26 protein-coding genes are annotated in these 26,208 nt (G+C 72.2%); 8 read left to right on the top strand and 18 right to left on the bottom strand.

Annotated features, from left to right (window positions below; genetic code table 11):
* Positions 1–18 precede the first annotated feature (18 nt).
* From O7631_RS19145 to O7631_RS19125, 5 genes are all read right to left on the bottom strand, one after another.
* Positions 19–375, bottom strand: coding sequence for a DNA polymerase ligase N-terminal domain-containing protein (locus O7631_RS19145; protein ID WP_278145459.1), 357 nt, complete (start codon positions 373–375; stop codon positions 19–21).
* Between the two features lie 5 nt (positions 376–380).
* Positions 381–1,346: an alpha/beta hydrolase gene (locus tag O7631_RS19140; RefSeq protein ID WP_278145458.1), complete on the bottom strand. Its 966-nt coding sequence runs from the start codon at positions 1,344–1,346 to the stop codon at positions 381–383.
* Positions 1,347–1,454: 108 nt separating this feature from the next.
* Positions 1,455–2,297 carry a helix-turn-helix domain-containing protein gene (locus tag O7631_RS19135; protein ID WP_347403514.1) on the bottom strand — a complete coding sequence of 281 codons (843 nt, stop codon included), beginning with the start codon at positions 2,295–2,297 and terminating at the stop codon, positions 1,455–1,457.
* 78 nt (positions 2,298–2,375) lie between these two features.
* Entirely contained in the window at positions 2,376–3,050 is a 675-nt protein-coding gene (locus tag O7631_RS19130; RefSeq protein WP_278145457.1) for an HNH endonuclease family protein, read from the bottom strand.
* A gap of 159 nt (positions 3,051–3,209) precedes the next feature.
* The gene (locus tag O7631_RS19125; RefSeq protein WP_278145456.1) at positions 3,210–4,391 is read right to left on the bottom strand and encodes an aminotransferase class I/II-fold pyridoxal phosphate-dependent enzyme; all 1,182 of its coding nucleotides are present in this window, start codon (positions 4,389–4,391) and stop codon (positions 3,210–3,212) included.
* 126 nt (positions 4,392–4,517) lie between these two features.
* On the opposite strand from O7631_RS19125, the gene O7631_RS19120 reads away from it, so the two are divergent.
* From O7631_RS19120 to O7631_RS19110, 3 genes are all read left to right on the top strand, one after another.
* Positions 4,518–4,904: a hypothetical protein gene (locus tag O7631_RS19120; RefSeq protein WP_278145455.1), complete on the top strand. Its 387-nt coding sequence runs from the start codon at positions 4,518–4,520 to the stop codon at positions 4,902–4,904.
* Positions 4,905–4,911: 7 nt separating this feature from the next.
* Positions 4,912–5,622, top strand: a complete 711-nt coding sequence (locus O7631_RS19115; RefSeq protein WP_278145454.1) for a haloacid dehalogenase-like hydrolase — start codon at positions 4,912–4,914, stop codon at positions 5,620–5,622.
* A gap of 191 nt (positions 5,623–5,813) precedes the next feature.
* Complete coding sequence (locus O7631_RS19110; RefSeq protein WP_278145453.1) at positions 5,814–6,890, top strand: SMP-30/gluconolactonase/LRE family protein; 1,077 nt, start codon at positions 5,814–5,816, stop codon at positions 6,888–6,890.
* 46 nt (positions 6,891–6,936) lie between these two features.
* Here O7631_RS19110 and O7631_RS19105 read toward each other — a convergent pair whose 3' ends face one another.
* From O7631_RS19105 to O7631_RS19085, 5 genes are all read right to left on the bottom strand, one after another.
* A complete protein-coding gene (locus tag O7631_RS19105) occupies positions 6,937–7,902 on the bottom strand; it encodes a CU044_5270 family protein (RefSeq protein ID WP_278145452.1) in 966 nt (321 codons plus the stop codon).
* Positions 7,903–7,919: 17 nt separating this feature from the next.
* Entirely contained in the window at positions 7,920–8,489 is a 570-nt protein-coding gene (locus O7631_RS19100) for a sigma-70 family RNA polymerase sigma factor (protein WP_278145450.1), read from the bottom strand.
* A gap of 132 nt (positions 8,490–8,621) precedes the next feature.
* Positions 8,622–11,150, bottom strand: a complete 2,529-nt coding sequence (locus O7631_RS19095) for a hypothetical protein (protein ID WP_278145449.1) — start codon at positions 11,148–11,150, stop codon at positions 8,622–8,624.
* Positions 11,147–12,472, bottom strand: a complete 1,326-nt coding sequence (locus O7631_RS19090) for an SWIM zinc finger family protein (RefSeq protein ID WP_278145448.1) — start codon at positions 12,470–12,472, stop codon at positions 11,147–11,149. Before O7631_RS19090 ends, O7631_RS19095 begins: the two co-directional genes overlap by 4 nt.
* 54 nt (positions 12,473–12,526) lie before the next feature.
* The gene (locus O7631_RS19085) at positions 12,527–14,254 is read right to left on the bottom strand and encodes a phosphodiester glycosidase family protein (protein WP_278145447.1); all 1,728 of its coding nucleotides are present in this window, start codon (positions 14,252–14,254) and stop codon (positions 12,527–12,529) included.
* Positions 14,255–14,432: 178 nt separating this feature from the next.
* Between O7631_RS19085 and O7631_RS19080 the strand changes: the two genes are divergently transcribed.
* The 3 genes from O7631_RS19080 (at position 14,433) to O7631_RS19070 (ending at position 17,105) form a co-directional block, all read left to right on the top strand.
* Positions 14,433–15,176: an SDR family oxidoreductase gene (locus O7631_RS19080; protein ID WP_278145446.1), complete on the top strand. Its 744-nt coding sequence runs from the start codon at positions 14,433–14,435 to the stop codon at positions 15,174–15,176.
* A gap of 190 nt (positions 15,177–15,366) precedes the next feature.
* Positions 15,367–15,732: a PadR family transcriptional regulator gene (locus tag O7631_RS19075; protein WP_278145445.1), complete on the top strand. Its 366-nt coding sequence runs from the start codon at positions 15,367–15,369 to the stop codon at positions 15,730–15,732.
* On the top strand, positions 15,729–17,105 hold the full coding sequence (locus O7631_RS19070) for a permease prefix domain 1-containing protein (protein ID WP_278145444.1): 1,377 nt from the start codon (positions 15,729–15,731) through the stop codon (positions 17,103–17,105). The genes O7631_RS19075 and O7631_RS19070 overlap by 4 nt, the downstream gene beginning before the upstream one ends.
* On the opposite strand, the gene O7631_RS19065 is transcribed toward O7631_RS19070, so the two are convergent.
* Genes O7631_RS19065 through O7631_RS19030 form a run of 8 tightly spaced genes read right to left on the bottom strand, consistent with a single transcriptional unit; the run spans position 17,096 to position 23,281 of the window.
* The gene (locus tag O7631_RS19065) at positions 17,096–17,902 is read right to left on the bottom strand and encodes an IclR family transcriptional regulator (RefSeq protein WP_278145443.1); all 807 of its coding nucleotides are present in this window, start codon (positions 17,900–17,902) and stop codon (positions 17,096–17,098) included. The two genes, O7631_RS19070 and O7631_RS19065, sit on opposite strands and share 10 nt — an antisense overlap.
* A complete protein-coding gene (pcaC, locus tag O7631_RS19060; protein WP_278145442.1) occupies positions 17,899–18,279 on the bottom strand; it encodes a 4-carboxymuconolactone decarboxylase in 381 nt (126 codons plus the stop codon). Before pcaC ends, O7631_RS19065 begins: the two co-directional genes overlap by 4 nt.
* The gene (gene pcaD / locus O7631_RS19055; protein ID WP_278145441.1) at positions 18,276–19,055 is read right to left on the bottom strand and encodes a 3-oxoadipate enol-lactonase; all 780 of its coding nucleotides are present in this window, start codon (positions 19,053–19,055) and stop codon (positions 18,276–18,278) included. Before pcaD ends, pcaC begins: the two co-directional genes overlap by 4 nt.
* Positions 19,052–20,392 (bottom strand): 3-carboxy-cis,cis-muconate cycloisomerase, encoded by a 1,341-nt coding sequence (gene pcaB / locus O7631_RS19050; RefSeq protein ID WP_278145440.1) that lies wholly within the window; start codon positions 20,390–20,392, stop codon positions 19,052–19,054. The genes pcaD and pcaB overlap by 4 nt, the downstream gene beginning before the upstream one ends.
* Positions 20,367–20,939, bottom strand: coding sequence for a protocatechuate 3,4-dioxygenase subunit alpha (gene pcaG, locus O7631_RS19045; protein WP_278145439.1), 573 nt, complete (start codon positions 20,937–20,939; stop codon positions 20,367–20,369). Before pcaG ends, pcaB begins: the two co-directional genes overlap by 26 nt.
* Complete coding sequence (pcaH, locus tag O7631_RS19040) at positions 20,932–21,681, bottom strand: protocatechuate 3,4-dioxygenase subunit beta (protein WP_278145438.1); 750 nt, start codon at positions 21,679–21,681, stop codon at positions 20,932–20,934. Before pcaH ends, pcaG begins: the two co-directional genes overlap by 8 nt.
* Positions 21,678–22,424 (bottom strand): CoA-transferase, encoded by a 747-nt coding sequence (locus O7631_RS19035; protein ID WP_347403541.1) that lies wholly within the window; start codon positions 22,422–22,424, stop codon positions 21,678–21,680. The genes pcaH and O7631_RS19035 overlap by 4 nt, the downstream gene beginning before the upstream one ends.
* 38 nt (positions 22,425–22,462) lie before the next feature.
* On the bottom strand, positions 22,463–23,281 hold the full coding sequence (locus O7631_RS19030) for a CoA transferase subunit A (protein WP_278145436.1): 819 nt from the start codon (positions 23,279–23,281) through the stop codon (positions 22,463–22,465).
* A gap of 266 nt (positions 23,282–23,547) precedes the next feature.
* Here O7631_RS19030 and O7631_RS19025 point away from each other — a divergent pair, with 266 nt between their 5' ends.
* A complete protein-coding gene (locus O7631_RS19025; protein WP_278145435.1) occupies positions 23,548–25,008 on the top strand; it encodes a benzaldehyde dehydrogenase in 1,461 nt (486 codons plus the stop codon).
* An 18-nt stretch (positions 25,009–25,026) separates the two neighbouring features.
* A complete protein-coding gene (locus O7631_RS19020) occupies positions 25,027–26,208 on the top strand; it encodes a 4-hydroxybenzoate 3-monooxygenase (RefSeq protein ID WP_278145434.1) in 1,182 nt (393 codons plus the stop codon).

Below are 26,208 nucleotides of genomic sequence, written 5' to 3'. Positions count from 1 at the left end.
GAGCCGCAACCGCGCCGGCTATCCGCTGTCGTCCGGTGGCTGCTCCTTCGTCAGGTGGAGCAGCCACCCCTCGCCCGTACGAATCAGCGCGTACCGCCGTCGGCCGGTGCGGCCGTGCAACGTGAACAGCATCCGGCGGTCGGTCCGGTCGTGCTCCTCCCAGGTGCCGATGTCGGCGATCGACTTGTCGGCGTCCTCGTAGGTGAGGTGATCGAGGTCGTGGTCGGGCACCGCGATCGCGAGCCGGTTGTCGTTCGGGCTGTCCGGCAGGCCCCGAGGCACCGCCCAGGAGCGCAGCACTCCGCGCTCCTCCAGCCGCAGGTCGAAGTGCGGTCGTGGTTTGCGGTGGTGGTGCAGGACGAAGGCGGGTGCCACTCTTCCTATTCTCGCCGCCGAACCGGGTATAGGTGGCGTCTCAGGAAGGTCAGGATGTCGCGTCGCGCCGGCCGGGCCGCCGGCACCAGGCCGGGGATGCTGAGGAAGGTGTGGACGGCCCTCGGGTGGCAGGTCAGGCGAGCATCGGTGCCGCCTTCGCGGAGTCGGTCGACGTAGTGGCGCCCGTGGTCGGCCAACGGATCCAGCCCGGCCGTGACGACGAGTGCCGGTGGCAGTCCCGCGAGGGTGTCGACCATGAGGGGTGACACCCCGCGCGCGTCGAGGGTGGACGGGACGCTCAACCGTCGGGCCGCGCGCAACCGGGACAGCGGCAGTGTGGGGTTGTCGGCGTTCTCGTCGATCGACGGGTACCCGGTCATGGTGTCGGTCCAGTCGGTGACCGGGTAGTTCAGTACCTGGGCGACGAGCGGCGGCCCGTCCTTGGCCGCGCGGTGGGCGATGAGTGCGGCGATCGTGCCGCCGGCGCTCTCACCCATGACCGCGACGGCGCCCGGGTCGACCCCCCAGGCAGCGGGGTGTTCGACGAGCCGGACGAGGGTGTCGTAGCCGTCCTCGATCGGCTGGGGCAGCGGGTGCTCCGGGGCGAGGCGGTATTCCACCGACACCACCACGGCGGGGCATCGGGCCGCGAGGTGGCTGTTGAGCCAGTCGTTCTGTGCCGCCGTTCCCGCGATGAAACCCCCACCGTGGAAGGACACGATCAGCGGCAGTTTTCGGCCCGCGGCCTTCGGTCGGTGGACGCGCAGCACCAGACGGCGACCCGGAAGGTCGATCGTCTGCTCCCAAACCTTTGCGCGGCGGTCGACCCGGCCGGTGACGATCCAGGCGGCTCGGGACGTCGCCGCCCGGTTGGCCTTGTCCCGCGCGAGGATCACCTGGTCGTCGCTCATGGCTTCCCAGTCCTGCGTGTCAGTGAGGAGACGGGTGCCGAGCGGAGCTTTGGTTCTCATGAGTCCTCCTGGGCGTGCCGACGCTGAAGGCTCACTGTCACAGTCGGTGCCCTCGGGTGGCTTGGACGAATGTTCCCGGCGCTCAGGCGTCGGCTCTGCGCGAGCGGGTCAGCGCCGGACCGGCCACGCGACGTCGTCGACGGCGAGGAACGGCGCCCTGGCCACCCGCGCGGGTGTCGATCCGGTGAACGTCGTGACGTCCCGATGGAGGTGGGACTGGTCCGCGTAGCCGCTGTCCGCCGCCACCGCGGCGGGGGTGTGACCGGCTGCGAGGAGATGAGCGGCGTGGTCGAACCGGATGAGCTGAGCGGCCCGCTTGGGGGTGACGCCGATCTGCGACCGGAAGCGGGACCACAACCGCTTACGGCTCCATCCGACCTCGGCGGCCAGCCGATCGATCCGCAACTGCCCTCGGCTGTCCACCATCCGCGCCCACGAGAAGGCGACTTCCGGATCGACAGCGCGTCCCGCGTCGTGACGCCGCGCCAACGCGGCCTCAGCGACCACGAACCGGTCCTCCCACGACGTGGCGGCGCGCAGCCGCTCCTGGGTCCGCAGGGCGTCGCTTCCCCAGAGGTCGTCGAGGTCGAGCACGGCTCCGCTCACCTCGGACGCGGCACCGAGGACCGCATGTGCAACCACCGGCGACATCCGCACCTGAAGGCACGCGAAGCTGCCCGGCTGGCCCTGCCCGCGAACACGGTTGGGGGCGAGCCCTGCGACGACACGACCCCGCCGTTTAAGCCCGTTGCCGTCATCGATGACCAGCGGCCGGTCACCGAGGTCGAAGACCACCGTGACACCCGGGTGAGGGATCACCTCGACGTCGACGAAACTGTTGGTCCGGTCGCTGAACCCCGCCATGGTGGTGCCCGCCAGCCGACTCGGCCGCGTCGGCACGGCGATGTCCCACTGCGGCACACCGGCGCGAGTCTGCCCACCACGACGCACGTGACAATCGTACGGGCAGTCGCACACCGCCCCGCCCCGGCGGCGAGTCCAGGACGCGCCGCCGGGTCGTGGGGCAGCTCAGGAGCTACAGGTGTTGAGCATGCTCTGCAGGGCGGACTTCTCCGACGACTGCAACGTCAGACCCCAGCTGTACTTAACGGTGATCCACATCTTGCTGTAGGTGCACCGGTACGACGACAGCGGCGGCTGCCAGGTCGACGGGTCCTGGTCGCCCTTGGACTGGTTGACGTTGTCCGTCACCGCGATCAACTGCGGCCGGCTCAGGTCGTTGGCGAAGCTCTGCCGACGGCTGGTCGTCCACGAGCTCGCGCCGGAGCGCCACGCCTCCGCCAGGGGCACCACGTGGTCGATGTCGACGTCCGAGGCCGCCGTCCAGGTCGCGCCGTCGTACGGGCTGTACCAGCGGCCGGAGGTGGCCGCGCAGGAACTGTCCACGACGACGGAGGTGCCGTCGCGCTTGAGGACCTGCTCGCGGGTGTTGCAGCTGCCGCTGATCGTGATCCAGTGCGGGAACAGGTCCCGCGAATAGCCGCTGCTCGAACCCTGCGCCGCCACGGTCAGGGCGTTGAGCTGCGACTGGGCGGTCGCCTTGGAGGGGATCCCGGGCGGCGCGGCCCAACCGGGCTGGGCGTTCGTGACGGCCACGCCGGTCATCGCGAGCGCGCTGACGGCGATCGCGGCGGCGCGCCGCATCAGGCGGGAACGGCGGGGTGCGGATGGGCTCGTCGACATCACGGGTCTCCTCTGCGGGGGGTGGTGGAGGACAACCATCTCCGGCGACCATGGCGTTCGATCGATGCGTTGCTGAAGACTTGCCATACAGCTTCTGAGCAAACGGATCGGCTGGCAACCGTCGATCGCGTGCCGCGGCGGCGCGTGCGTCGAGGCCTCTCAGGCGACGGCGGCGGCCATCCGGCGTACCGCCTCGGTGATCAGCTCCGGTGCGGTGGCCAGGTTCAGCCGCACATGCCCGCCGCCGCCGGTGCCGAAGGCCGTACCGGGGTTGAGCGCCACCCGGCCCCGGTCGAGGAACACGCTGGCGGGGTCGTCGCCGAGGCCAAGGGCGCGACAGTCGAGCCAGGCCAGGTAGGTGGCCTGACCCGGTTGGTACCGGACGACCGGCAGGTGCTCGGCGAGCAGCGCCGCGAGGAGCCGGCGGTTGTCGTCCAGGCCGGTCAACACCGCGTCGAGCCACTCGCCGCCGTCGCGGAAGGCGGCGGTGTGGGCGATCACGCCGAGGTGGCTGGTGCTGACGCTGGCCTCGAACGGGACCCGGGCGAGGTCTCCCGCGGCCGCCGGGCCGGCGATGAGCATCCCGCCGCGCAGACCGGCCAGGTTCCATCCCTTGGATGCGGACATCAGCGACAGGCCGTTCTCCGCTCCGGGCACCGAGAGGTACGGCGTGAACTGCGCTCCCCCGATCACCACCGGGGCGTGGATCTCGTCGGCGACGACTCGTACCCCGTGCTGGTCGGCGAGACCGGCGACGGCGGCCAACTCGGCCGCGGTGTGCAGGACGCCGGTCGGGTTGTGGGGGTTGCAGAGCAGGTACGCGGCTGGCCGGCCAACGGCCCGAGCCCGCTGGAACGCGTCCTCCAGCGCCCCGAGGTCGATGCGCAGATCATCGCCGAGCGGTGCTTCGACGATGCGGCGGCCGGCGTGCGTGACGAAGTCGTAGAACGGCGGGTAGACCGGGCAGTTGACGACCACCGCGTCCCCGACGTCGGTGAGCAGCCGCAACGCCTCGACGACACCGTGCATCACGTCGGGCACCAGCGTGGTGCGTTCCACGGCCAGGCCGTCCCAGCCCCACCGGCGGTGGGCGAACTCGGCCAGCGCCTGCGGGTACGCCGTGCCGGCCGTGTAGCCGGTGTCGCCGCGCGCGACGGCGTCGGTGATCGCCCGCGCCACCGGTTCGGCCAGCGGCACGTCCATCTCCGCCACCCAGAGCGGCAGCACGTCGTCGGGGTACTCCCGCCACTTGAGGCTGGTCCGCTGCCGGAGCTGGCCGATCGTGAGCTGGCGAAGAGGGTTCGCAGAGCCGCCCCGGGCACCACCCAGCACACCACTCATGGCCGAAGCCTAGTCCGCCGCGTTTCGGACCCGTTCGGCTGACAGCGGAGGGCGACGTCGCGCTGCGTGCGCTGTTACCGTCGATGAGGGGCCACCTGCGGTCGGGGAGGCATGATGATCGGTGCGGTGACCGTCGGCGCAATCGCCGCTGTCCTGCTCGTCGGCGTCGCGGTGCTGGTCCGCCGTCCGCCCGACGTTCGGCGGGTGGTCCGCTGGTCGGCCCTGGCGATCACGGTGCTGGTCGCCGCCGCGCTGACCCCGTACACAGTTGACGATTCCGGGGCCGCCGCCGCCTATCTGCTCGGCGTGCCCGTCGTCGCCGCGCTGCTGCCGGTTCTCGCGCAGTGGGCCGGTCGGCTGACCGGGGTCGCCGACGTGGTGGCCGCGCTGGTCATCACCGGGTGGGGGCTGCTGCTCGGGCTGGGCATCGGGGTGGCGTTCCTGCCGGCGGTGCTGCTTCTCATCGCCAGTGCGGTGGGCGTCGGCGCTCCTCGACCGTCCGCCACCACCTGACGCGGGGGTGTCCACGCCCACCGGGCCGGCGAAGGCTGCCTCCGTCCACACCGTTCTCGTGGACTTCGACGGGGTACTCGTGCGCGGGGACGCGTTCGCCCTCTTCCTGCGACGCGTCGCCTTCGCGGGTGTGCGACTGCCGCTCGCCGTCGTCCTGCTCGTCCTTCTGGCTCCCGCGGCCGCCATCCCCGCCTGGCGTCTGCGGGTGGCCCGGTGGATGAGCTGGGTCGGCTTGTCGGGCCGGAGCGCGGATTGGTTGCGGACCGAGCTCGGGCGGTTCGGCGCGGACCTCGGTACGGAACCAGGGCGGATCATCGCTCCCGGTCTGCGGACGGTCCAGGCTCACCTCGCGGCGGGTGACCGGGTCGTCGTGGTCACCGCGTGTGAACACACACTGGCGCGTGCGGTGCTCGACAGGATCGGCCTCTCCGCTGTCGAACTCGTGGCCTCGCAGATCGACGGGCCGAAGCTGCTCGTGCACAACCACGGGGCGACCAAGCTGGCGCAGCTCGCCGCCCAGGGGGTGCGGCCGCCCTGGCGGACGGCCTACAGCGACTCGCTGTCGGATCTGCCGATCCTCGACGCGGCGGAGCAGGCGGTGCTGGTCAACGCCGACTCGCGGCGTGTCGCCCGGGCGCGTCGGCTGCTCGGCGACCGGCTGACCACCGTCACCTGGAACGACGACGGCCCGGAATCCCCGGCCAGTGACGCCGTCTGACCAGCGCCGGCCCCGGGCGTCGCGATCCTCGGTCGAGCATCCGGGGTGAACCCAACGAGAAAATGCATCGACGAGCGCCTATGCTTGCCGCATTGCACCGACGGCCAGTGCCCACGCCGCGCCGCCCCCGCGACCACGCACGCCGTCGATCGCCGGTCTCCACGACCGGCCGATGTCGATTGGAGTCTCCGATGAACTGGCGTCGAACCATGGCCCCGCTGGCCGGTCTGTGCCTCGCGCTCAGCGCCGCAGTGGTGCCCACCGGGGCAACCGCAGCACCCGCCGGAAATCCGCGCGCTGCCCATGTTAACGCTCACGCCGCAGCCGGCGCCGCGCTCGACAATCCGCCCGGCACACCGCCCGGCGCCTGCCCGGCGGGGGCCGGCTACGGCTCACCGCTGCCGGCGAGCTCCATGACCGCGACGAAGATCCGGGGTGGATTCTCCTTCCTCGAAGGGCCCGTCTGGGTGGCGGACGGCGGCTATCTGCTGATGTCCGACATGGCCGCCGGCAGTGGCCCGTACAACGTCCAGCCGTCCACGATCCACCGGTTCACCCCGCCGGCGACCTTCGACACGTTCCTCGCCAACGCCGGCAGCAACGGCCTGGCGCTGAGCGCCGACGGACAGCAGATCATCGCGGCCACCCACGACCAGCGGAGTGTCTCCGCGTACCGGCTGAGCGACCGGAGCCGCAGCACCGTCGCGGCGAACTACCAGGGCCGGGCGTTCAACTCACCCAACGACGTGGCAGTGCGCTCGGATGGGGTCGTCTACTTCACCGACCCCAACTTCCAGCGTGGCAACCGGCCGGACCAGATGAACGGCCGCACCAGCGTCTTCCGCGTCGCCGGAGGTCAGGTGTCGCTGGTCGACGACCGGCTGCGCCAGCCCAACGGCATCTCGCTCTCGCCGGACGGGACGGCGCTGTACGTGGGGGCGTACTCGGAGAACAAGATCTACAAGTACGCGGTGCAGCCGGACGGCAGCACCGGTGCCCGGAGTGTCTTCGTCAACTACATCGGCGGCCCGGACGGCGGCACTATCGACTGCGCCGGCAACGTGTACTGGACGTCGGGCTTCGACTCGCTGGTCCACGTCTACTCCCCCACCGGTGTCGAACTCGGCACGATCCGGTCCGGCAACACCGGCACGACCAACGTGGCCTTCGGCGGGCCCGACCGGCAGACCCTCTTCGTCACCTCGGGACCCCGGTACGACTCGGGCCTGTACAGCGTGCGGCTCAACGTGCCCGGCTATCCGTACTGACCCCGAATGGTGCCGGCGCCCGCCCGGGGCGCCGGCACCGGCGCGGTCAGGGCTGCTGACCCGGACGGTCGACGATGGCGAGCCGGATCACCGTCCCCGCCCCGTACAGCGACTCCTTGCCGTTGCGTACCACCGACATGCGGCGGCCGACGTAGACGTGCGTGTCGCGGTCGAAGAGGATGTCCGTGTGTCCGCCGATGCTGCCGGGCACCCGGATCGCCACCGCCGGCCGGCCGGCGGCGTCCACCACACCCCCCGACAGGACGACCGCGCCGGGCTCCCGTGCCAGCAGCTCGTACAGCGCCGCCAGCGCTCGCGGGGGCACGTAGCCGTCGAGCATCGACCGCGCGGTGGTGTACACCATGTTCTCGCCTCCGTAGACGGCCTCCTCGTCGGCGCCCTCGGGGAGGTGAAGGTCGACCGGGTTGTCCCGGAGGTAGCGGAACAACTCGTCCGGGTCGGCGGGCAGGTCGCCGTGGTACGCGGGCGGCGGGAACACGTCGAGTTCCTTGGTGGGGTCGCCCGGATCGTCCAGGCGCAGCACCTTCAGGTCGCTCCACCCGTGCGGTTCGGACTCCAGTCGGTGTCGTCCCTGCGTGTGCGCGACGCCTCCGGCCGACTCCCACCGCTGCACCCGCGCGTTGGTGTACGGGCCGCTGTCCGGCTCCTCCCGGAACGTCGTCACGGTCTCCGTGAAGACGTACTGATCGGGTCGGGCGGTGAGCTCGGGCTGCTGCCGGGCGGCGTCGGCGGCCAGCCGGAAGATCTCCGAGGCGCTGGCCGTGGGCGGCGTGCGGTCGCCCACCCTCGTGGTCTGGACCACCAGGCCACCGGCGGTCAGCGTGACCGCCAGCCCGAACGCGCCGGCCAGACGCCAACCGGGCAGGAAGCGCCTCCCGCGTCCGGTCGAACGGGCCGCCTCGACCTCCGCGGCGCGCTCGCTGACGTGGGCGGTCAGGTCGGTGAGGAGTTGTTCTTCGAAGCCGCGCGGCGGCTCATCGATGGTGTGCACAGCGTCATCTCCTGTCGTCAGGCGAGGGTGGCGGCCGGGTGGGCGAGCACGGCGCGGACGACGCGACGGGCACGATGCAGACGGACCCGGGCGGCGACCGGGGAGATTCCGAGTGCGGTCGCCGCCTCCGCGACGGTGAGGCCGTCCACGGCGACGAGTTCGACAAGCGTCCGGGTGCCCTCGGGCAGCTCGCGCAACGCCCGATAGGTGCGGCGGGCCGCCGACTCGGCGTCGATCCGTTCCTCGATGCGGGCGATGTCGTCCGGCCCCAGATCCCGTCGTCCGGCCAGTCGGCCGGACACCCGCAGCCGTTGGGCCGCCCGACGCCGCTCGTCGCCGATGACGTTGCGGGCCACCCCGAACAGCCAGCCGATCTGGCTCCCCCGGTCCGGTCGGTAGCCGGCCGCGGATTCGATCACCGCCAGGAACACGTCGGCGGTCAGGTCGGCGGCCAGGTGCGGGTCGTCCACCCGCCGCGCCACGAACCGGCTCACCGCCTCCACGTGCCGCCGGTAGAACACCGCGAATGCCGCCGGGTCGACGCCGATGCCGGAGATGTCGCCGTCGGATGGACTGGGGTCACTCACAGGCCGTCCCCTCTGGTTGCCGTCACACCTCTTCTTCGTACGGCGGGGCGCGGGTGTTACCGCATCCAGAAGAATCGGGTGGACGGCACGCCGGGACACGCCCGGCGCGACCGACACTGACGAACCAGCAGGTCAGGACGCCACCGCTGCGGCGAGCCTGCGGGCCTCGGTCACCAGGCGACTCGTGCCGCCGCGCGCCACCACGTCCGCCAGGCCCGGGACCTCGACGGGCACGCCCGTCGCGTGGGCCGTCTCGGCTGCCAGGGAGAGCAGGTCGGGAGTACCGCGAGGTGGCGTCGGCGCGGCCAGCAGCGGTGGCAGCGCGGCGGCGAGAAGCCGCCAGACACTCAGTCGGGCGCCTGCCGTGACCGCGTCACGCAGCGGCGTCATCGCCCGGGTCACTGTCACCTGACGGTCCGCCGCCAACGCACCCAACCGCCCGCCGACGCCCGGGGCGTCCAGATCACCAGCTGCCGCCAGCATCAGCAGCGCGTCCAGGGTGGCCACCCGGTCCACCTCGTGCCGGGCGCACAGGCCGTACGCCAAGGCCAGGTCGAGCGCCGGGCCGCCCGGACCGGTGCACTCGGCCAGGGCCGGCAGAAAGCCGGCGACGTCCCGGGTCTCCTCCTGCACCGACCTGGCGAACTCGGGCAGCAGGTGGGCGGCGACCAGGCCCCGGTGCCCCGGGAGCAACGCCGGCCACAGGTCTCCCCAGCCGTTGTATCCCCGTCTCACCTGTGCCGGCACGGTGAGCAGACCGAGCGGGTCCGCGACGCCCTCGGGTGGCTCGCCGGAAACGACGGTACGTCGGGCAGGATGAGGGTGGTAGTCGAGGTCGTCGGTGCCCGACCGGACCGTGACCACCCGGTGGACCGGCGTGGGCAGGGCGTCTCCGCCCAGCCAGTCGGCCAGTTCGTCGCCGGCCGCGGTGCCGAGGGCCGCCGCTCGGGCCGCCAGCGCCTCGTCCACCCCGACCGGTAGTCGCAGCAGTGCTTGGGTGAGGTCCCAACGCCAGACCGGGCGCTCGCCGAGCGCCGCCAGCCGGTCGTACAGCGCATACGGGTCGATCGCCCCGGTGGCCGACGTCGGGGCGGCCAGCAGCCCCGGGTCGTTCCGCCCGCTCATCCGCTGGCCTATCTCGGCCAGTCGGGCGCAGAGGACCAGCGTGAGCGGGGAGTGGCGGGGCGGCTCGACCGGCGACCGACCGCGGAACGGGCGCAGGCTCCGGTTCGACAACTGGCTGAGGATGACCGACCACTGGTCATGGCGGCTCGCGACGTCGGTCGACGCGGCGGCGGCCAGCAGCACCCCATGCAGTTGGGCCGGCACGTTGAACATCGCCCACGGGTGGTCGTCGGCGCCGACCTGCTCGCGGCGGAGCACCGGCAGCAGAGCCGTCGCCAACCGGTCCCGGTCGCTCGTCGCCAATCGGACCAGAGCATCCAGGACCCGCTCCAGGGCCGAGGACGCCAAGGGCCAATCACGTAGCCCGGACACCTCCTCGACCAACTCGTCCACGTCGGTGATCGGCGGCAGGGCAGCCACCGCCGGCGTGCGTGGTGGCAGCTCGTCACCCGCGATCACGACCGTGACCGCGACGGGAGGCTGGTGACCGTGCCGCCGGGCCAGTGTCACCGCCCGGTCCCGCAGGTCGGCCGCAGCATGGTCGGCGCCCACGGCGAGAACCTCGGCGATGTCCGCCGCCCGCTCGGGGCGCTGCCTGGCGAGCAGGTCCAACCAGGACAGCTGCCCTCGCACCAGCGCCTTCTCGGGCCGGGTGAGCACGATCCGAGACGTGTCGAGGAGCGCTGCAAGCTCCACGCCGTCGCCCACCGTCCGCAGCGTGCGCTGGGCGGCTGCGGCGACCGGCCCGGGCGCGTCGGCGAGCAGCCGCAGGTACGCGCTCGCCCGCGCCGTCACCTCGCTTCCGGTCGGTGTCAGCAGCTCATGGAGGGCGAGGAAGGGCCGCAGCGCGCCGGGACGGTCGCCGCGCAGCAGCCTGCCGAGCACCCCGTCGAGCAGCAGCGCGCGGTCGAGTCGACCCTCCGTCGCCAGCGTGGCCAACGCCGAGGGCACCGAGTGCCCGACGCCCCGGTATGCCAGGTCGGTGCCGATCCCGTCGACCTCGAACAGCCGGGGCAGCACAGTATCCAGGAAGGGGTCGGCGCGTAGCCGGTCGAGCAGGAGCCGATGCTGGTTGTCGTACCGTCGCCACCACAGGGCGTGCGCCCAGCCGGCGACGAAAGCGTCCCCGGTCGGCGGCACCGCCTTCTCCGCCAGCAGCAACTCGGCGATGAAGTGCCAGCCCTCCCACGGGCGGCTGCGGGGAATCCGCTCGGCCAGCCGGTGCGCGAGGTCGGCGAGCCAGCCCACGCCCCGCTGCCGGGCCACGTTCACCACCGGCGCCGGATCGGCATCCGTGAGCATGACCGAACTCCGGCCGAGCAGGGCCGCGACCTTCGTCGCTGTGCTCAGCGTGCCAACCGCCGCCACCGCCAGGGCTGTCGCTTCGTGGTGCGCCCACCAGTTGTCCCGCCGCTGCCGGACGTGTGCGACCAGTTCGTCGCCGAGCACGCGTCGGCCCGGTTCGTCCACCTCTTGCAGCACCGCCGCGACGGCGGACACATCACCGCGGGTCAGGGCCTGGAAGAGATCCGTCACACCGTCACCTCCGCCGTCATCGCCACCGCGAGAGCGTGCTTGCACGGGCCGCGCTGACCCCGGTGCTTCGCCCACCAGTGGCAGGTACACGTGAGGCTCCCGTCGGGCAGCCGGCGGACCCGATAGTCCTCGTCGCCGCTGCGTACCGTGGCATGCTCCTCGTCCCGGCGGACGGCGCCCTGCTCCACCAACGTCCGCGCGCCGACCAGGCGGGGGTTGTCCCGCTCGGCTCGACCCGCGTCGTAGGGCATCGCGCGGTGGAAGTACGCCCCCTCGGCGACGTCGAACCCGACCCGACCGGCGGTGCCGAGCTGGGCCAGCGCGGCGCGGACGCGGTCGTCGGGCAACCCGGTCGCGTCGGCCAGCGCGGCGACGTCGACGGTCGGATCCCAGGCGAGCAGCCCGCCGACCAGCTCCGCGTCGTCGATCACCTCGTCACCGGCGAGTGCGAGCAGGGCGGCCCCCTCGCCGGAGAACCCCCGGTACGGCTCGGGTGAGAGGGTCAAGGACAGCCGCAGGGCGCCGGTGTCCAGTTCCCAGGTGCTCGGCACGGCCGGTGACCCGGCGCGCACCGCCGGCCCGTACACCCGCAGGCTCCGTGCGTGTCGGAGCAGCCCGCGCAGCGCCGCGAGCCGGCCCGCGCCGGCCAGGCAGACGGCGCCGGGCACCGGCCGTGAGGTCAGTCGGAGGGTACGTCCGGCGGGCACCGCCCAGAGCACCGAGCGGTCGCGGGCGCCGGGCAGCCGACGCAGGAACGCCACCGCCTCGGCGGCGGGGATCTCGGCGCGCGGTTCGAAGCCGGCGGTGAGCACCTGCACCTCGGCGAAGCCGCGCAACCAGCGACGCGGCAGGGGGACCTTCCGCTCCACCACTGCGCCGTCCATGGTGGAGACGGTGAGGTCGTCGGGGCCGACCGCCACGTGCAGCGGTTCGATCCCGCCGACCCGGGCGAGCGCTTCGCGCAGCGGCGGGTTGACGTCCACGTTCGTGGTGCCGTGCCCGACGACCTCGCCGTCGAAGCCGGCCGGAACGACGTCCATCCGGGCGTACACCCCGCAGCAGCCGGAGAACGACTCGAAGCGCAGCCGCTCCCGGCTGCCGGTGACGACCGGGTCCAGGCTGGCGGAGCTGACCGGCTGGTGGTAGCGGGTGCGGGCCACCTCGGCCACGGCGAGCAGGCCGGCGGCGGCCGCGACCGGTGTGGTGAGAAACCCGGAGAAGAAGCGCGGGTTGGCGGCCGGGCCGCCGCTGGTCTGGAGGTCGAGGCCGGCGGCGCGCAGAGCGGACGGCTGGAGATATCGGTACGTCTGAACGGCGTTCACGGGACACACCGTAGGAGTCCCTACCGACACTTCGAACCTCTGATCGCGCCCGGTCTACCCCGCCTTGGGCAGGAGCACGATCGCGTTGCCGACGCGCCGCTCGGTCACCGGCTCGTGCCCCCAGTAGTCCGTGGGCCTGTTGTAGAGGATGTCGTTGATCACGAGGGTGCTGTCCCCGCCGATGCCGAGCATGATGGCGTCGACCGCCCCCAACCACTTCATCACCGCGGCGGCCTCCGGCATGGTCACGCCGACGCTCACCCCCGGCCGCCGCCCGTCGATCACCACCAGCAGGAGCTGACCGGCGGCGGTGATGCCGGCGAGGGTCCGCGGGTGCCGGTCCAGGAAGAGACTGGTGTGGTAACCGTCGCGGGACCGGTAGCCGTTCGCGCCCACATTGATCCACACCTGGCCGCCCCGCACCAGTGCCGGGCCGCCGGAGACCGCGGCGAACGTCGGGCTGGTCACCCGCTGCCCCTGCGGGTCGAGGATCTGGGTGCCGGGCTGGAAGGCCTTGTTGAGCACGGTGTGGTCGCGCAGCCACTGCCCGCCGGCACCGATCCCCTGGAGTACGCGGGCACCGGCGGGGATGGGGCCACCGGCCGGACTGCGCAGCTGCTTCGCCACCCAGTTGCCGTCCACCACCACGTCCACACTGCCGGTCGGTCCGACCGGCGTCTCCGTCCCCCACTCGGGGCGGAAGACGACGATCTCGTCCGGGTCGGTGCAGGTCTCGAATCGCCACGGCTGGTCGGCGTAGGGCAGGTCGCCGGGCGTACCGCCAGGCGTGGACGGCGGCCGGAGGTCACCGCCGACACCACCGCAGTGCGCGATCTTCCCCGGTTTGCGGTGCAAGCCGTCGACCTGCCACTGCGCACCGTCCGGTGCCTTCACGGTGGTCGTCGAGATCAGCTCCGTGATGCGCAGCGGACCGTTCGCTCCGTTGAGCAGCAGCGCGGTACGCCCGTTCACGGCCTCGCTCAGCAGGTTGTTGCCCTGGACGTAGATGCCCAACGGGTCGCCGTCGAAGCCGTTGAAGTCGGGGTTGTTCGGACTGTCGATGTCGAACTCGCTCGCGTTCACCCCGGCCAGCGCGCCGGCGTACCGGGCGATGTCGCGGACCCGGTCGGCGCTGCGCAGCTCGGGCCCGTGCGCGGCGCCGATCGTCACGGCGGCGTCGGGTTCCACGACCAGGGCCCGGACCTCCCACGGGCCGGTGCTGACCTGCTCCCGGAACGCCTGGTGTTCGACGACACCGGTGATGCCGGCGCTCCGGACCTGCGCGAGCCTCGCCTCCGCCGCCGTGCTGTCGCTGAACGTGCCGAGGTGCACGGCGTAGAGCATGGTCGCGTCGGCCGGCGGGCGATACTGCAGGTCCGCCGGCAGGGGTGGGTCGTAGGTGACCTTTGTGGCCTCCGGGTACCCGGCCGCGTGCAGGTCCGCTACGAAGGTGTCGGCCCGTTGCGAGTCGCGGGTGACCAGGTCGGCGCGTGCCGGCGGGAAGTGCAGCACGATGGTCCACGACGACGAGGCGTGGCCCTGGGTGTACTTGCGGTAGGTGACTCCGGGGGCGGGCGTCTGCACCGACCCGATCCTGGTGACCAGGCTCGCCGGCCCCAGGGGCATCCGGTCCACCGGGTCGGTGAAGGGACGTGAACCGCTCGGGGCGATCGTGCTGGCCTCTGCGGTGGCCGGCGGGGACACGGCCGACGTGACGACCGCCGACCCGATGACGCCGACGAGGGCCAGGACGGTCAGACGAACGCGGTGACGGTGATTCAAGGCGGTTGCCCCGTGGATCGATGCTTGCGGCCACCAGGTGGCGCAGTGGAGTCTCGCATCCGGCGCGACGACGCGCGGCCCGTCGCATCGCCGAGACGGCATCTGCTCGTCGACGCGCCGGAACGCGACGTCCGATCGTCGCCAGACGAATGGTCTTTCGCCGACCAGGCTTGCCGTCATGAACAACGCACTTGACGGCAAGGTGGCCCTGGTCACCGGTGGTGGTCGCGGTATCGGCGCAGCGGTGGCGTTGCGCCTGGCGGAGGAGGGCGCCGATGTGGCACTGACGTTCCAGCGCAATCAGCAACGCGCGGACGGTGTGGTGGACCAGATCAAGGCCGTGGGACGGCGGGCTGTGGCCATGCGGGCGGACAGTTCCGACCCGGTGGCGGTGGTCGGCGCGGTCGACCGGGTCGCCGGCGATCTGGGCCGACTGGACATCCTGGTGAACAACGCCGGCGCGTTCCTGCTCGGCCCGTTGGAGCAGTTGAGCCTGGAGGAGTTCGAGCAGACCGTCGCGGTCAACGTCCGGGCGCCGTTCGTCGCCGCGCAGGCGGCGGTACGCCACATGAGGGCCGGCGGTCGGGTCATCACCATCGGCAGCAACGTGGCCGAGCGGGCGGTCTTCCCGGGTTTCGCGCTGTACGCGATGAGCAAGACCGCACTGATCGGCCTGACCAAGGCGCTCGGACGCGAACTCGGCGGAAGGGCGATCACCGTGAACCTGGTCAATCCTGGGGCCACCGACACCGAGTTGAACCCGGCCGACGGCCCCAATGCCGACACGATCAACGGGTTCACCGCCCTCGGCCACTTCGCGGAGCCGAGCGACGTGGCCGCCACGGTGGCCTTCCTCGCCGGCCCGGGCGGGCGCTACATCACCGGGGCGACGGTCAACGTCGACGGTGGCTTCACCATCTGATCGTCGGCTCACCACGGTCACGTCCATCCTCAACGGTCACGGCCCGTCCCGCCTCAGTCCTGGCGGGTACGGGCCGTGACCGCATCGGCGCGGGGACGACGGTCCCTGGTCGACAGCGTCCGTTGCGTCGCGCTAATACCTAGCAGTACTATGCCTTGCACCTCTAGGGTTGGGAGCGGGGTGATGTCTGGTGAAGGTCGCGAAGGACCTGGTGGCCGCCTCGGCCACGCCGATGGTGCTCGGCATCCTGACCGAGGGTGAGAGCTACGGCTACGCCATCCTCAAACGGATCAACGAGCTGTCCGGCGGCGAGCTCGACTGGACCGAGGGACTGCTGTACCCGTTGCTGCACCGGCTCGAACGGCTCGGCCACGTGGAGTCGAGCTGGCAGTCGGCCACCGGCGAGCGCAGGCGCAAGTACTACCGCATCACCGACAAGGGCCTCGCCGAGCTGGCCGAGCAGCGCCGGCAGTGGGACACCGTCGTGGGCGCGTTGAAGGAAATCTGGCACGACCGGGTGCCACCGACGGTGGACCCCCTGGAGGGCCTCGCATGACGGACCACGACGGGCAGCAGGAGCTGGAGGCCCAGTTCGAGCAGTGGCGCCGGTACGTGCTCCGCCGCCGGGAGCTGCAACCGACGGACGCCGACGAGCTGGAGGACCACCTCCGTGGCTCCGTCGACGAACTCGTCGCGAGAGGGCTGAGCCCGGACGAGGCGTTCCTGGTCGCTGTCAAACGAATGGGCAGCCTCGACGAGCTCTCCCGCGAGTTCGCCCGGGAGCACTCGGAACGGCTGTGGAAGCAACTGGTGCTGACCGGCGACCCGAGCAGCCCGGTCGCCGGCACGCGCTCCCGGCGGGACCTGTGGGCGATGCTCGCCTGCGCGGCGGGCGCGGTGGCGTCGGTCAAGGTGCCCGCGCTGTTCGGGTTGAGCTTCGACGACGACGGCTCGTTCTACGCGCGGAACTTCGCCCTGTTCGCGCTGCCCTGGCTGGCGGCGTTCCTGGCCTGGCGGCGCGGCGCACGACGGTCGGTGATCGTGACCTTGGTGGCGCTGTTCGTTCTCGGCGCGGTGGCGGCCAATGTCTATCCGCTGGCGGACGACTCGCAGTCCATCGTCGTCACCAGCATCCACCTCCCCATCGCCCTGTGGCTGGTGGTCGGTCTGGCCTACGTGGCCGACGACTGGCGGTCCTCGCGTCGACGCATGGACTTCATCCGCTTCACCGGCGAGTGGTTCATCTACCTCGTCCTCATGGGCCTCGGCGGCGGCGTGCTCTCCGCGTTCCTGTTCAACACGTTCGCGGCCATCGGCATCGCACCGGAGGAGTTCATCTCGCAGTGGCTCCTACCGTGCGGCGCGGCAGCCGCGGTCGTGGTGGCCGGGTGGCTGGTCGAGGCCAAGCAGAGTGTCGTCGAGAACATCGCGCCGGTCCTCACCCGACTGTTCACTCCACTCTTCACGGCAGCCCTCCTCGCGTTCCTCGTCGCTGTCGTCTGGACCAGTCACGGCATCGACGTCGAACGCGAGACCCTGATCCTGTTCGACCTGTTGCTGGTCGTGGTGCTGGGGTTGCTGCTCTACTCGCTGTCGGCCCGTGATCCGCTGGCCCCTCCCGGCCCGTTCGACAAACTCCAACTGGCGCTCGTGGTCAGCGCGTTGGCCATCGACGTGCTCGTGCTGGTGGAGATCACCGGGCGCATCACCGACGACTACGGCAGCACGCCCAACCGGGCAGCCGCGCTCGGCGAGAACGTCATCCTGCTGGTCAACCTCGCGTGGTCGGCGTGGCTGCTGCTGACCTTCATCCGTCGGCGCGCGCCGTTCGCCGCCCTCGAACGGTGGCAGACCGGCTACCTGCCGGTGTACGCCGGGTGGGCGTGGATCGTGGTCCTCGTCTTCCCGCCGTTGTTCGCCTACGCCTGACCGACCAGCCGGCTCGGGCCGCCCCGAACGTCCTCCTCGATCCGCTTCGCGGCGACCAGCAGCGGCGGAAGCAGTTCCCGGCGGATCATCTCGAAGGATCCTCGGGTGGCGTGCGCGGAGACGTTCACCGCCGCGACCACCGACCCGTTCTCGCCGTGGATCGGGGCGGCCACCGACCGCAGCCCCTCCTCCAACTCCTGGTCGACGATGGCGTACCCCTGGGCGGCGATCTTCGTCAGGGCGGCGCGGAGCTTCGCCGGGTCGGTGACGGTGCGCCGGGTCAGCGGCCGCAGTTCGGCAGTGGCGAGGTAGTCGTCCAACCAGTCCGCCGGTTGCGCGGCGAGCAGGACCCGGCCCATCGAGGTGGCGTAGGCGGGGAACCGGGTGCCGACGCTGATCCCCACCGTCATGATCCGTTTGGTGGGTACGCGGGCCACGTAGACCACCTCGTCGCCGTCGAGCACCGACACCGAGCAGGACTCGTGCACCTGGGCGACCAGCGCCTCCATGTGCCGCCGCGCGACCTCGGGCAGGCTCAGGCTCGACAGGTACGCGTAGCCGAGTTCGAGGATCCGCGCGCGCAGCGAGAAGAGCCGCCCGTCGGTGTGCACGTAGCCCAACTCGACGAGGGTGAGCAGGAACCGACGCGCCGCGGCCCGGGTCAGCCCGGTCCTGCGGGCCACCTCACTGAGGGTGAGCTGCGGGTGTTCGGCGTCGAACGCCCGGATCACCGCGAGTCCGCGTTCCAGTGACTGGACGAACTCCGGCGATCTCGCCGCGTCCTCGCTCACACTCACCCGGCCTCCTGTCGCAGGGTCTCCCGGGCCACCGTGAACGCCCGGTTCGCCGCCGGTACGCCAGCGTAGACGCCGACCTGGAGCAGGACCTCCGCCACCTCCGCCGGGCTCAACCCGTTGCGCAGCGCGGCACGGACGTGCATCGCCAGCTCCTCGTCGTGGCGCAGGGTGGCGAGCACGGCGAGGGTGATGCAGCTACGGGTGCGCCGGTCGAGGCCCGGGCGGCTCCACACCTCACCCCAGGCGTAGCGGGTGATGAAGTCCTGGAAGTCGGCGGTGAACTCGTCGGTGGCGTCGATCGCGCGGTCGACGTGGGCGTCGCCCAGCACCTGTCGGCGTACCGTCATGCCCGTCTCGTGCCGCTCACTGTCGTTCATGGGTCCCCGCGTTCCTCGTGGAGGTGTTCCAGCAGGAGTCGGCTCACCTGCTCGGGTTGCTCGACGTTGGCCAGGTGCGCCGCCGCGCCGACCACGGCAAGTCGGGCCCGAGGGATGCCCCGGACGATCTCGCGGGCGTGCTCGACCGGGGTGGCCGGGTCGTCCGCCCCCGCGACGACGAGCGTCGGCGCGGTGATGCGGCCGAGGTCGGGTCTGAGATCCATCGCGGCGATCGCCTCGGAGCAGGCGGCGTAACCGTCCGGGGGTGTCGCGGTCAGCATGGCGCGGTGGCCGTCGACCACGTCCGGGCGGGCGGTGGCGAAGGCCGGGGTGAACCACCGCGCCACCACCGCGTCGGCAATCGCCGGCAGACCGGAGCCCCGCACCGTCGCCGCCCGCTGGTGCCACTGACCGGGCGGGCCGAGCGACGGCGAGGTGCAGAGCAGCGCCATCCGCCGTACCCGGTCGGGCGCGTGCGCGGCGAGCCACATGCCCACCATCCCGCCGAGGGACAGCCCCGCGTAGTGGACCCACGGCACGTCCAGGTCGTCCAGCGTCCGCACCAGCTCCCGGCCGAGAAGATCCATGGTGTACGGCCCGGGCGGCACCGCCGAGCGGCCGTGGCCCAGGTGGTCGTACCGGATGACCCGGAACCGCTCGGCGAGCACCGGGATCTGTGGCTCCCACATCGCGGCGGCGGTGCCGAGGGAACTGCCGAGCACCAGCGTCGGCGCGTCGGCCGGGCCGTCGACGGCGAGGTGCAACCGGGAGGTCACCGGTCCGCGCCCCGAACGGTGGCCAGGGCGCTGTCGACGAACCGGTGAGCCGAGCCGAGCCAGCGGTACGGGTCGAGTGCCTCGTCGATCGCGGCCTCGGACAGGTGGGCGCGGATCGTGGGATCGGCGAGCAGCGCGGCGCGAAACGACGGGCCGGCGGCGGCGCGGGTCACCAGGTCGTGGGCGACGCCGCGACCGACGACAGGTGCCAGCCGCGCGGCGACGGCCTCGGCGAGCACCAGGCCGCCGGTGGCGTCGAGGTTCTCCCGCATCCGCGCCGGGTCGATCTGCAACCCGACCAGCATCCGTGCACAGCGGGCGGCGGCGCCGCCGGCCACGTGCAGCAGGTCGAGCAGGGGCTCCCACTCGGCGTGCCAGGCGCCCGCGGCCCGCTCGTGCTCCTGCACCGCCGCGGCGAACACCGTGGCGACGAGACCCGGACCGCGTCGCGCGGCGGCGGTGACGAGGATCGAGTCGACCGGGTTGCGCTTGTGCGGCATGGCCGAGGAGCCACCCCGCCCGGTGCCACCCTCGGCGACCTCGCCGACCTCGTTCTGGGCGAGCAGCCCGACGTCGAGCGCGACCTTGCCGGTGCTCACGAGGAGCCCGCCGAGGGCGGCGGCCAGGTCGAGCCAGGGCTGGCGGCGGGTGTGCCACGGCAGCGGGCTCGACGGGAGGCCGAGGTGCGCGGCGAACCGCTCGACGACCTCCGTGCCGGCCGGGCCGAACGCGGCCAGGGTGCCGACCGCCCCGCCGAGCTGCGCCGGCTGGGCGGCGCGGGCCCGACGCAGCCGGTCCCGGGCCTCGACCAGACCGGTCAACCAACCCGCGGCCTTGAGCCCGAACGTGGTGGGTGCCGCCTGCTGCCCGAGTGTCCGGGCGACCAGCACGGTGTCCCGGTGCGTGTCGGCCAGCCGGGCGGCGGCGTCCACCGCGGCGTCCAGGTGACCCAGCAGCGGGTCGAGCGCCCGTACGGACACCAGGACCAGCGCGGTGTCCAGGACGTCCTGGCTGGTCGCGCCGAAATGCACCCAGCCCCGGGCGTGCTCGGGTACGGCGGCGGTCAGCTCGCCCACGAGCGCGACGACCGGGTTGCCCGCGGCGTCCGCCGCCCGGCCGAGCGCCCCCGGGTCGTACCGGTCGGCGCGGCACTGCTCGACGATCGCCTCGGCCGCCGGTGGGGGCAGGATGCCGACGTCGGCCGTGGCCCGGGCGAGCGCCGCCTCCGCGTCGAGCATCGCCTGGAGCAGGGACCTGTCGCTGAGTTCCGTGTCGACGTCCGGGGCACCGGAGACACCGCCGAGCAGTCGGTCAGACGGCGAAGAAGACTGTCTCATGGTCACCCTGGAGGTGGATGTCGAACCGGAGCCCGTCCGTCGCGGGCGTCGCCAGCAGGGTGTCCCGGCGGTCGGCGTCGACGCTGCGCAGCACCGGGTCGACGGCGTTGGCCGCCGGCTCGTCGGGGAAGTAGAGCCGGGTGACGAGGCGGTGCAGCAGCCCACGCCCGAAGACCGACAGGGCCAGGTGGGGTGCTTCGGTGCCGCCCTCCGGCGCGGGCAGCGGGCCCGGCTTGACGGTCAACAGCCGGTACCACCCCCGCCCGTCGGTCTCGCTTCGCCCGAAGCCCCGAAAGCCGGCGAGCGCGGGGGGCCGGGCCCCACGGGGGTCGTCCGGGTGGTCGAACCGGCCGTCCGGGTCGGCCTGCCAGCTCTCCACCATCGCGTCGACCACCGGCGTCCCGGTGCCGTCGAAGATCCGACCCCTGATCCAGAACGATCCCGGCGTGGACTCGGGTACGACGTACGGGCCGTCGGGCCAGCGCAGGCCGATGTGCAGGTACGGCCCGACGGTCTGCGCGGGCATGACGCCCAGCTGCTCACTCATCGTCGTCCTCGTCCTCGAAGGGGGTGCTGTCCCGCCCGCGCAACACGATGTCGAACTCGTACGCCAACGCCCACTCCGGTGTGGTGCCGGCGTGGTCGTACCGGGCGACCATCCGTTCGCGGGCCTTCGGGTCGCGGACCGAGTTGAAGATCGGGTCCTGGAAGAAGAGCGGGTCGCCAGGGAAGTACATCTGCGTCACCAGTCGCTGGGTGAACGCGCGACCGAAGAGGGAGAAGTGGATGTGCGCCGGCCGCCACGCGTTGTCGTGGTTACGCCAGGGGTACGCGCCGGGCTGCACGGTGACGAACCGGTACCGTCCCTGGTCGTCGGTGAGCGCCCGGCCCACCCCTTCGAAGTTGGGGTCGAGCGGTGCCGGCCAGGTGTCCCGGGCGTCGCGGTACCGGCCGGCGGCGTTGGACTGCCAGATCTCGACGAGCGTGTGGGGCACCGGTCGCCCGTCGCCGTCGCGGACCCGTCCGTGCACGATGATCCGCTGTCCCTGCGGCTCACCGTCGTGTTGACGGGTCAGGTCGTGGTCGAGGTCGCCGAGGCGCCCCTCCCCCAGCAACGGCCCGGTGATCTCGGTCAGCCGCTGCGGCAGGTGGACGAGTGGGTGCTTCGGTGCCCTTGCCACCGTCGACTTGTAGCCGGGGCTGAGCAGGGGCGGGTGGGCGTCGACATCGTCGCGCCGGTAGCTCGGTAGCACCAGGCCGCCGCCGGCCCGGGTGTGCTGGGTGGTCATTGTCGTCTCCCGTCAGCCTTCGTCGCCTCCAGCGCCCGCAGCACGGCGAGTTCCCGCGCCGTCGGTGGCTCGCCCGTGGTCAGCCCCTCCGCGACGGCGAGGGCCCAACCGGTGGCCGCCTGCGCCTGTTCCCGCGTCACACCGGGGTGCAGTCGGGTCAGCGTGAGCTCGCAGGTGACCGGGTCGGGTTCGAGGACGCCGAGATCGGTGATCACCACCCGGGGGCCTCCGCCCCGCAGGCCGAGTCGCTCCCGGTCACCCGGGCCCGTCCCGTAACCGACCGAGGTGACGAAGTCGACCCGTTCGGTGAACGTCCGGAGATCCTGCCGGACGATCACCACGACCTCACCGCAGGAGGCGGCGATCTCCGGGGCGCCACCCGCGCCGGGCAGCCGGACCTTCGGGGCGCCGTAGTCACCTCCGACGACCGTGGTGTTGATGTTGCCGTACCGGTCGAGCTGCGCGGCGCCGAGGAAGCCCACGTCGATCCGGCCGGGCTGGAGCCAGTAGTTGAACACCTCGGGCACCGACACCACGGCGTCCGCCGTGTCGGCGAGGACCCCGTCGCCGATGGACAGCGGAAGCCGGTCCGGCTTCGCGCCGAGGCACCCGGATTCGTAGATGAGCACCAGGTTCGGGGCGTGGGTGGCGCGGGCCAGGTTCGCCGCGGTGCTGGGCAACCCGATCCCGACGAAGCAGGCGGTGCCGTCGCGTAGTTGCCGGGCGGCGGCGACGGTCATCATCTCGTCCGCGGTCCAGCCGGTCGTCGTGGTCTCGTCGGTCACGCCGCCGCCCCGGCCCGGTGCACGTGCTGGTCGAGCCAGGCGCGGAAGGTGTCGCGACGCCGGCTGACGGCGTCCCAGGCCCGGTAGAAGTCGTTGTCCCGCACCGAGTAGCCGTGGGCGTAGGAGGGGTGCGCGCCACCGGGCACCTCGGCCACCGCGGTGACCGCCCAGCCGGGCAGGACGACCTGCCCGGGTACGGGTTCCAGCTCGTCGACGATCTCCTCGACGGTGACCAGGGACCGGTCGGCGGCGAGCACCGCCTCCTTCTGCACCCCGGTGATGCCCCACATCTGCACGTTGCCGTCGCGGTCGGCGCGCTGGGCGTGCACCACTGTCACGTCGGGGCGCAGGGCGGGAACGGCGGTGAGCGTCTCGCCGGTGAAGGGACAGGTGATGGGGCGGATGTTCGTCGTGTGGTCGGGCAGGTCGGTGCCGGTGTAGCCGCGCAGGACGGCGAACGGCAGCCCGGACGCGCCGGCGACGTACCGGTTCGCCATGCCCGCGTGGCTGTGCTCCTCCAACTCGAGGGGACGCGGCCAGGCGTTCTGCACCGCGTCCCGGAAGCGGTGCAGCGACCCGACGCCCGGGTTGCCGCCCCAGGAGAAGACCAGGCGGCGGGCACATCCGGCGCCGATGAGCTGGTCGTAGATGACGTCGGGGGTCATCCGCACCAGGGTCAGATCCTGCCGCCCCTGGCGGATGATCTCGTGACCGGCGGCGAACGGGATGAGATGTGTGAACCCTTCCAGGGCCACCACGTCACCGTCGCGGACCAGGTGTGCCACACCCTCGGCCAGCGAGACGAGCTTCGCCATGAGCCTCCCCGCCCCTGTTCGCCATGCGGACCGCCGTACTCATCTCGAACGTACGGCGGGGGACGGCATCCGTCAACGATGGGATGGTCCGGCCGTCCACAGTGCATCCAAGTCACGCCGAACGATGCGTTGACGCGAGCCGGACCACGTGCCAACGTTCATGCAGAGAACGTCCGTTCGGTAAGCGAACACCTCGGGCTGCTCGTGAGCGAACGCCCGGCACGCCCGACCACCCCCACCGGCCCCACGCTCCCAGGAGGACAGCCATGACACTGCTGGACGCCACGACCTGGCACGGCACGCTGCACAGCGACGGCTGGGTGGAGCCGGCCGGCGGCACGGCGGCCGTGCGGTCCCCCGCCACCGGGGAGGAGATCGGCCGGGTCGGCGTGGCGAACGCCGACGACGTGACGCGAGCCTGCGCCCGGGCCAGCGCCGCGCAGCGCGCCTGGGCCGCCACCGCCTACGCCGAGCGGGCCGCGGTGCTCCGTCGGGCCGGGCACCTGTTCGAACAGCACGCCGCCGAGATCGGCGACTGGATCGTGCGGGAGTCCGGGGGCATCCCGCCCAAGGCCGGCGTCGAGACCGACACCGCAGCCCAGGAGTGCTACGAGGCGGCGGCGCTGGCCTCGCACCCGCTCGGTGAGATCATCCCGAGCGCGCAACAGCGGCTCAGCCTGGCCCGCCGGTTGCCCGTCGGCGTCGTCGGGGTCATCGCGCCGTTCAACTTCCCACTCATCCTGGCCACCCGTTCCGTCGCCCCGGCCCTGGCGCTGGGCAACGCCGTGGTGCTCAAACCCGATCCGCGCACCGCCGTCTGCGGTGGCGTCTCGATCGCCCGGGTCTTCGAGGAGGCCGGCCTGCCCGACGGCCTGCTGCACGTCCTGCCGGGCGGGGCCGAGGTCGGTGAGGCGCTGGTGGCCGACCCTAACGTCCGGGTGGTCAGCTTCACCGGCTCGACTGCGGCCGGCCGCAAGGTCGGCGAGGCGGCCGCACGCCACCTCAAGCGGGCGCACCTCGAACTCGGTGGCAACTCGGCGCTCATCGTGCTCGACGACGCCGACCTGGACCTCGCGGTCTCCGCCGGCGCGTGGGGGTCCTTCCTGCACCAGGGTCAGATCTGCATGACCACCGGACGGCACCTGGTGCACGAGAGCCTGGCCGAGCGGTACGTGGAGCAGTTGGCCGAGAAGGCGGACCACCTGCCGGTCGGCGACCCGAGCAAGGAGCAGGTGGCGCTCGGGCCGATCATCGACGAGCACCAACGCGACAAGATCCACGCGTTGGTCACGGCGAGCGTCGACGCGGGCGCCCGACTGGCGGCCGGAGGCACCTACGAAGGGCTGTTCTACCGGCCGACGGTCCTCGCCGACGTCACCTCCACCACCCCGGCGTACGCCCAGGAGGTCTTCGGCCCGGTCGCGCCGGTGGCCACCTTCGCCGACCAGGACGAGGCCGTGGAGTTGGCCCGGCAGACCGAGTACGGCCTGTCGCTGGGCATCCTCGGCCGGGACGTGATGAGGGCGATGGCCCTCGCCGACCGGATCCCCAGCGGGATCGTGCACATCAACGACCAGACGGTCAGCGACGAGGCGGTGGCGCCGTTCGGCGGGGTCGGGGCCTCGGGGACCGGCTCCCGGTTCGGCGGGCCCGCCGCGAACGTCGAGGCGTTCACCGAGACCCAGTGGCTCACCGTGCGGGGCAGCATCGCGCGGTACCCGTTCTGACCGGAGGGAGCGAGGAAGATGCCGGGAATGCGTACCCAGGTCGGCATCGTCGGCGCCGGGCCGGCGGGGCTCATGCTGTCGCACCTGCTGCACCTGCGCGGGATCGAGTCGGTGGTGCTCGAGAGCCGCAGCCGCGACCACGTCGAGCACCGACTGCGGGCCGGGGTCCTCGAACAGGGCTCGGTCGACCTGCTCTGCCGCGCCGGCGTCGGCGATCGGCTACGACGCGAGGGGCTACGGCACGAGGGCATCGAGCTGCGCTTCGCCGGGGAGTCGCACCGGGTGCCGATGACCGACCTGACGGGCCGGGCGATCACCGTCTACGGGCAGCAGGAGGTGGTCAAGGACCTGATCGCCGCCCGACTCGCCGCCGGTGGCTCGGTCCTCTTCGAGGCCGAGGTCGTCCGGCTGGACGGTCTCGACAGCGCCTCACCGGTCGTCCACTTTCGACGGGACGGGCGTGACGAGGAACTGCACTGCGATTTCGTCGCGGGCTGCGACGGGTTCCACGGGGTGAGCCGTGGCGCGGTGCCCGACGGGGTGCTGACCACGTACGAGCGCGCGTACCCATTCGCCTGGTTGGGGGTCCTCGCCGCCGCCCCGCCCGCGGTGCAGGAGCTCATCTACGCCAACCACGAACGGGGCTTCGCCCTCTACAGCATGCGCTCCCCCGAGCTGTCCCGGCTGTATCTTCAGGTCGCGCCGGACGAGGACATCGCCGAGTGGCCGGACGAGCGGATCTGGGCGGAGTTGCGGGCGCGGTTGGAGACGGTGCCGGGGTGGTCGCTCAACGAGGGGCCGATCCTGGAGAAGTCCATCACCGGCATGCGCAGCTTCGTGGTGGAGCCGATGCGGTGGGAGCGGCTGTTCCTGGCCGGTGACGCCGTGCACATCGTCCCGCCCACCGGCGCGAAGGGGATGAACCTGGCCCTCGCCGACGTCGCGCTGCTCGGGGACGCCTTCGCCGCCTGGTACGACGAGGGGCGCGCCGACCTGCTGGACGCCTACTCGGCGACGGCCCTGCGCCGGGTGTGGCGGGCCCAGCACTTCTCCTGGTGGATGACGTCGATGCTGCACCGACCGGAGCGCGACGACCCGTACGAGACGAAGTTGCAGACGTCCACGTTGCGCTACGTCGCCACCTCGGAGGCCTACGCCAGGAGCCTGTCGGAGAACTACGTGGGTCTGCCCGAGGTCTGA

Source organism: Micromonospora sp. WMMD967 (genome assembly GCF_029626165.1).
Classification (GTDB): Bacteria; Actinomycetota; Actinomycetes; order Mycobacteriales; family Micromonosporaceae; genus Micromonospora; species Micromonospora taraxaci.
This window is presented reverse-complemented; position numbering and strand designations above follow the sequence as displayed.

What these genes read in the sequence shown, in the direction of transcription:
- O7631_RS19140 (WP_278145458.1), bottom strand. Translation starts at nt 1,346, where the DNA reads ATGAGAACCAAAGCTCCGCTCGGCACCCGTCTCCTCACTGACACGCAG.
- O7631_RS19130 (WP_278145457.1), bottom strand. Translation starts at nt 3,050, where the DNA reads ATGTCGACGAGCCCATCCGCACCCCGCCGTTCCCGCCTGATGCGGCGC.
- O7631_RS19125 (WP_278145456.1), bottom strand. Translation starts at nt 4,391, where the DNA reads ATGAGTGGTGTGCTGGGTGGTGCCCGGGGCGGCTCTGCGAACCCTCTT.
- O7631_RS19110 (WP_278145453.1), top strand. Translation starts at nt 5,814, where the DNA reads ATGAACTGGCGTCGAACCATGGCCCCGCTGGCCGGTCTGTGCCTCGCG.
- O7631_RS19080 (WP_278145446.1), top strand. Translation starts at nt 14,433, where the DNA reads ATGAACAACGCACTTGACGGCAAGGTGGCCCTGGTCACCGGTGGTGGT.
- O7631_RS19070 (WP_278145444.1), top strand. Translation starts at nt 15,729, where the DNA reads ATGACGGACCACGACGGGCAGCAGGAGCTGGAGGCCCAGTTCGAGCAG.
- pcaC (WP_278145442.1), bottom strand. Translation starts at nt 18,279, where the DNA reads ATGAACGACAGTGAGCGGCACGAGACGGGCATGACGGTACGCCGACAG.
- pcaB (WP_278145440.1), bottom strand. Translation starts at nt 20,392, where the DNA reads ATGAGACAGTCTTCTTCGCCGTCTGACCGACTGCTCGGCGGTGTCTCC.
- pcaG (WP_278145439.1), bottom strand. Translation starts at nt 20,939, where the DNA reads ATGAGTGAGCAGCTGGGCGTCATGCCCGCGCAGACCGTCGGGCCGTAC.
- pcaH (WP_278145438.1), bottom strand. Translation starts at nt 21,681, where the DNA reads ATGACCACCCAGCACACCCGGGCCGGCGGCGGCCTGGTGCTACCGAGC.
- O7631_RS19035 (WP_347403541.1), bottom strand. Translation starts at nt 22,424, where the DNA reads ATGATGACCGTCGCCGCCGCCCGGCAACTACGCGACGGCACCGCCTGC.
- O7631_RS19030 (WP_278145436.1), bottom strand. Translation starts at nt 23,281, where the DNA reads ATGGCGAAGCTCGTCTCGCTGGCCGAGGGTGTGGCACACCTGGTCCGC.
- O7631_RS19025 (WP_278145435.1), top strand. Translation starts at nt 23,548, where the DNA reads ATGACACTGCTGGACGCCACGACCTGGCACGGCACGCTGCACAGCGAC.
- O7631_RS19020 (WP_278145434.1), top strand. Translation starts at nt 25,027, where the DNA reads ATGCCGGGAATGCGTACCCAGGTCGGCATCGTCGGCGCCGGGCCGGCG.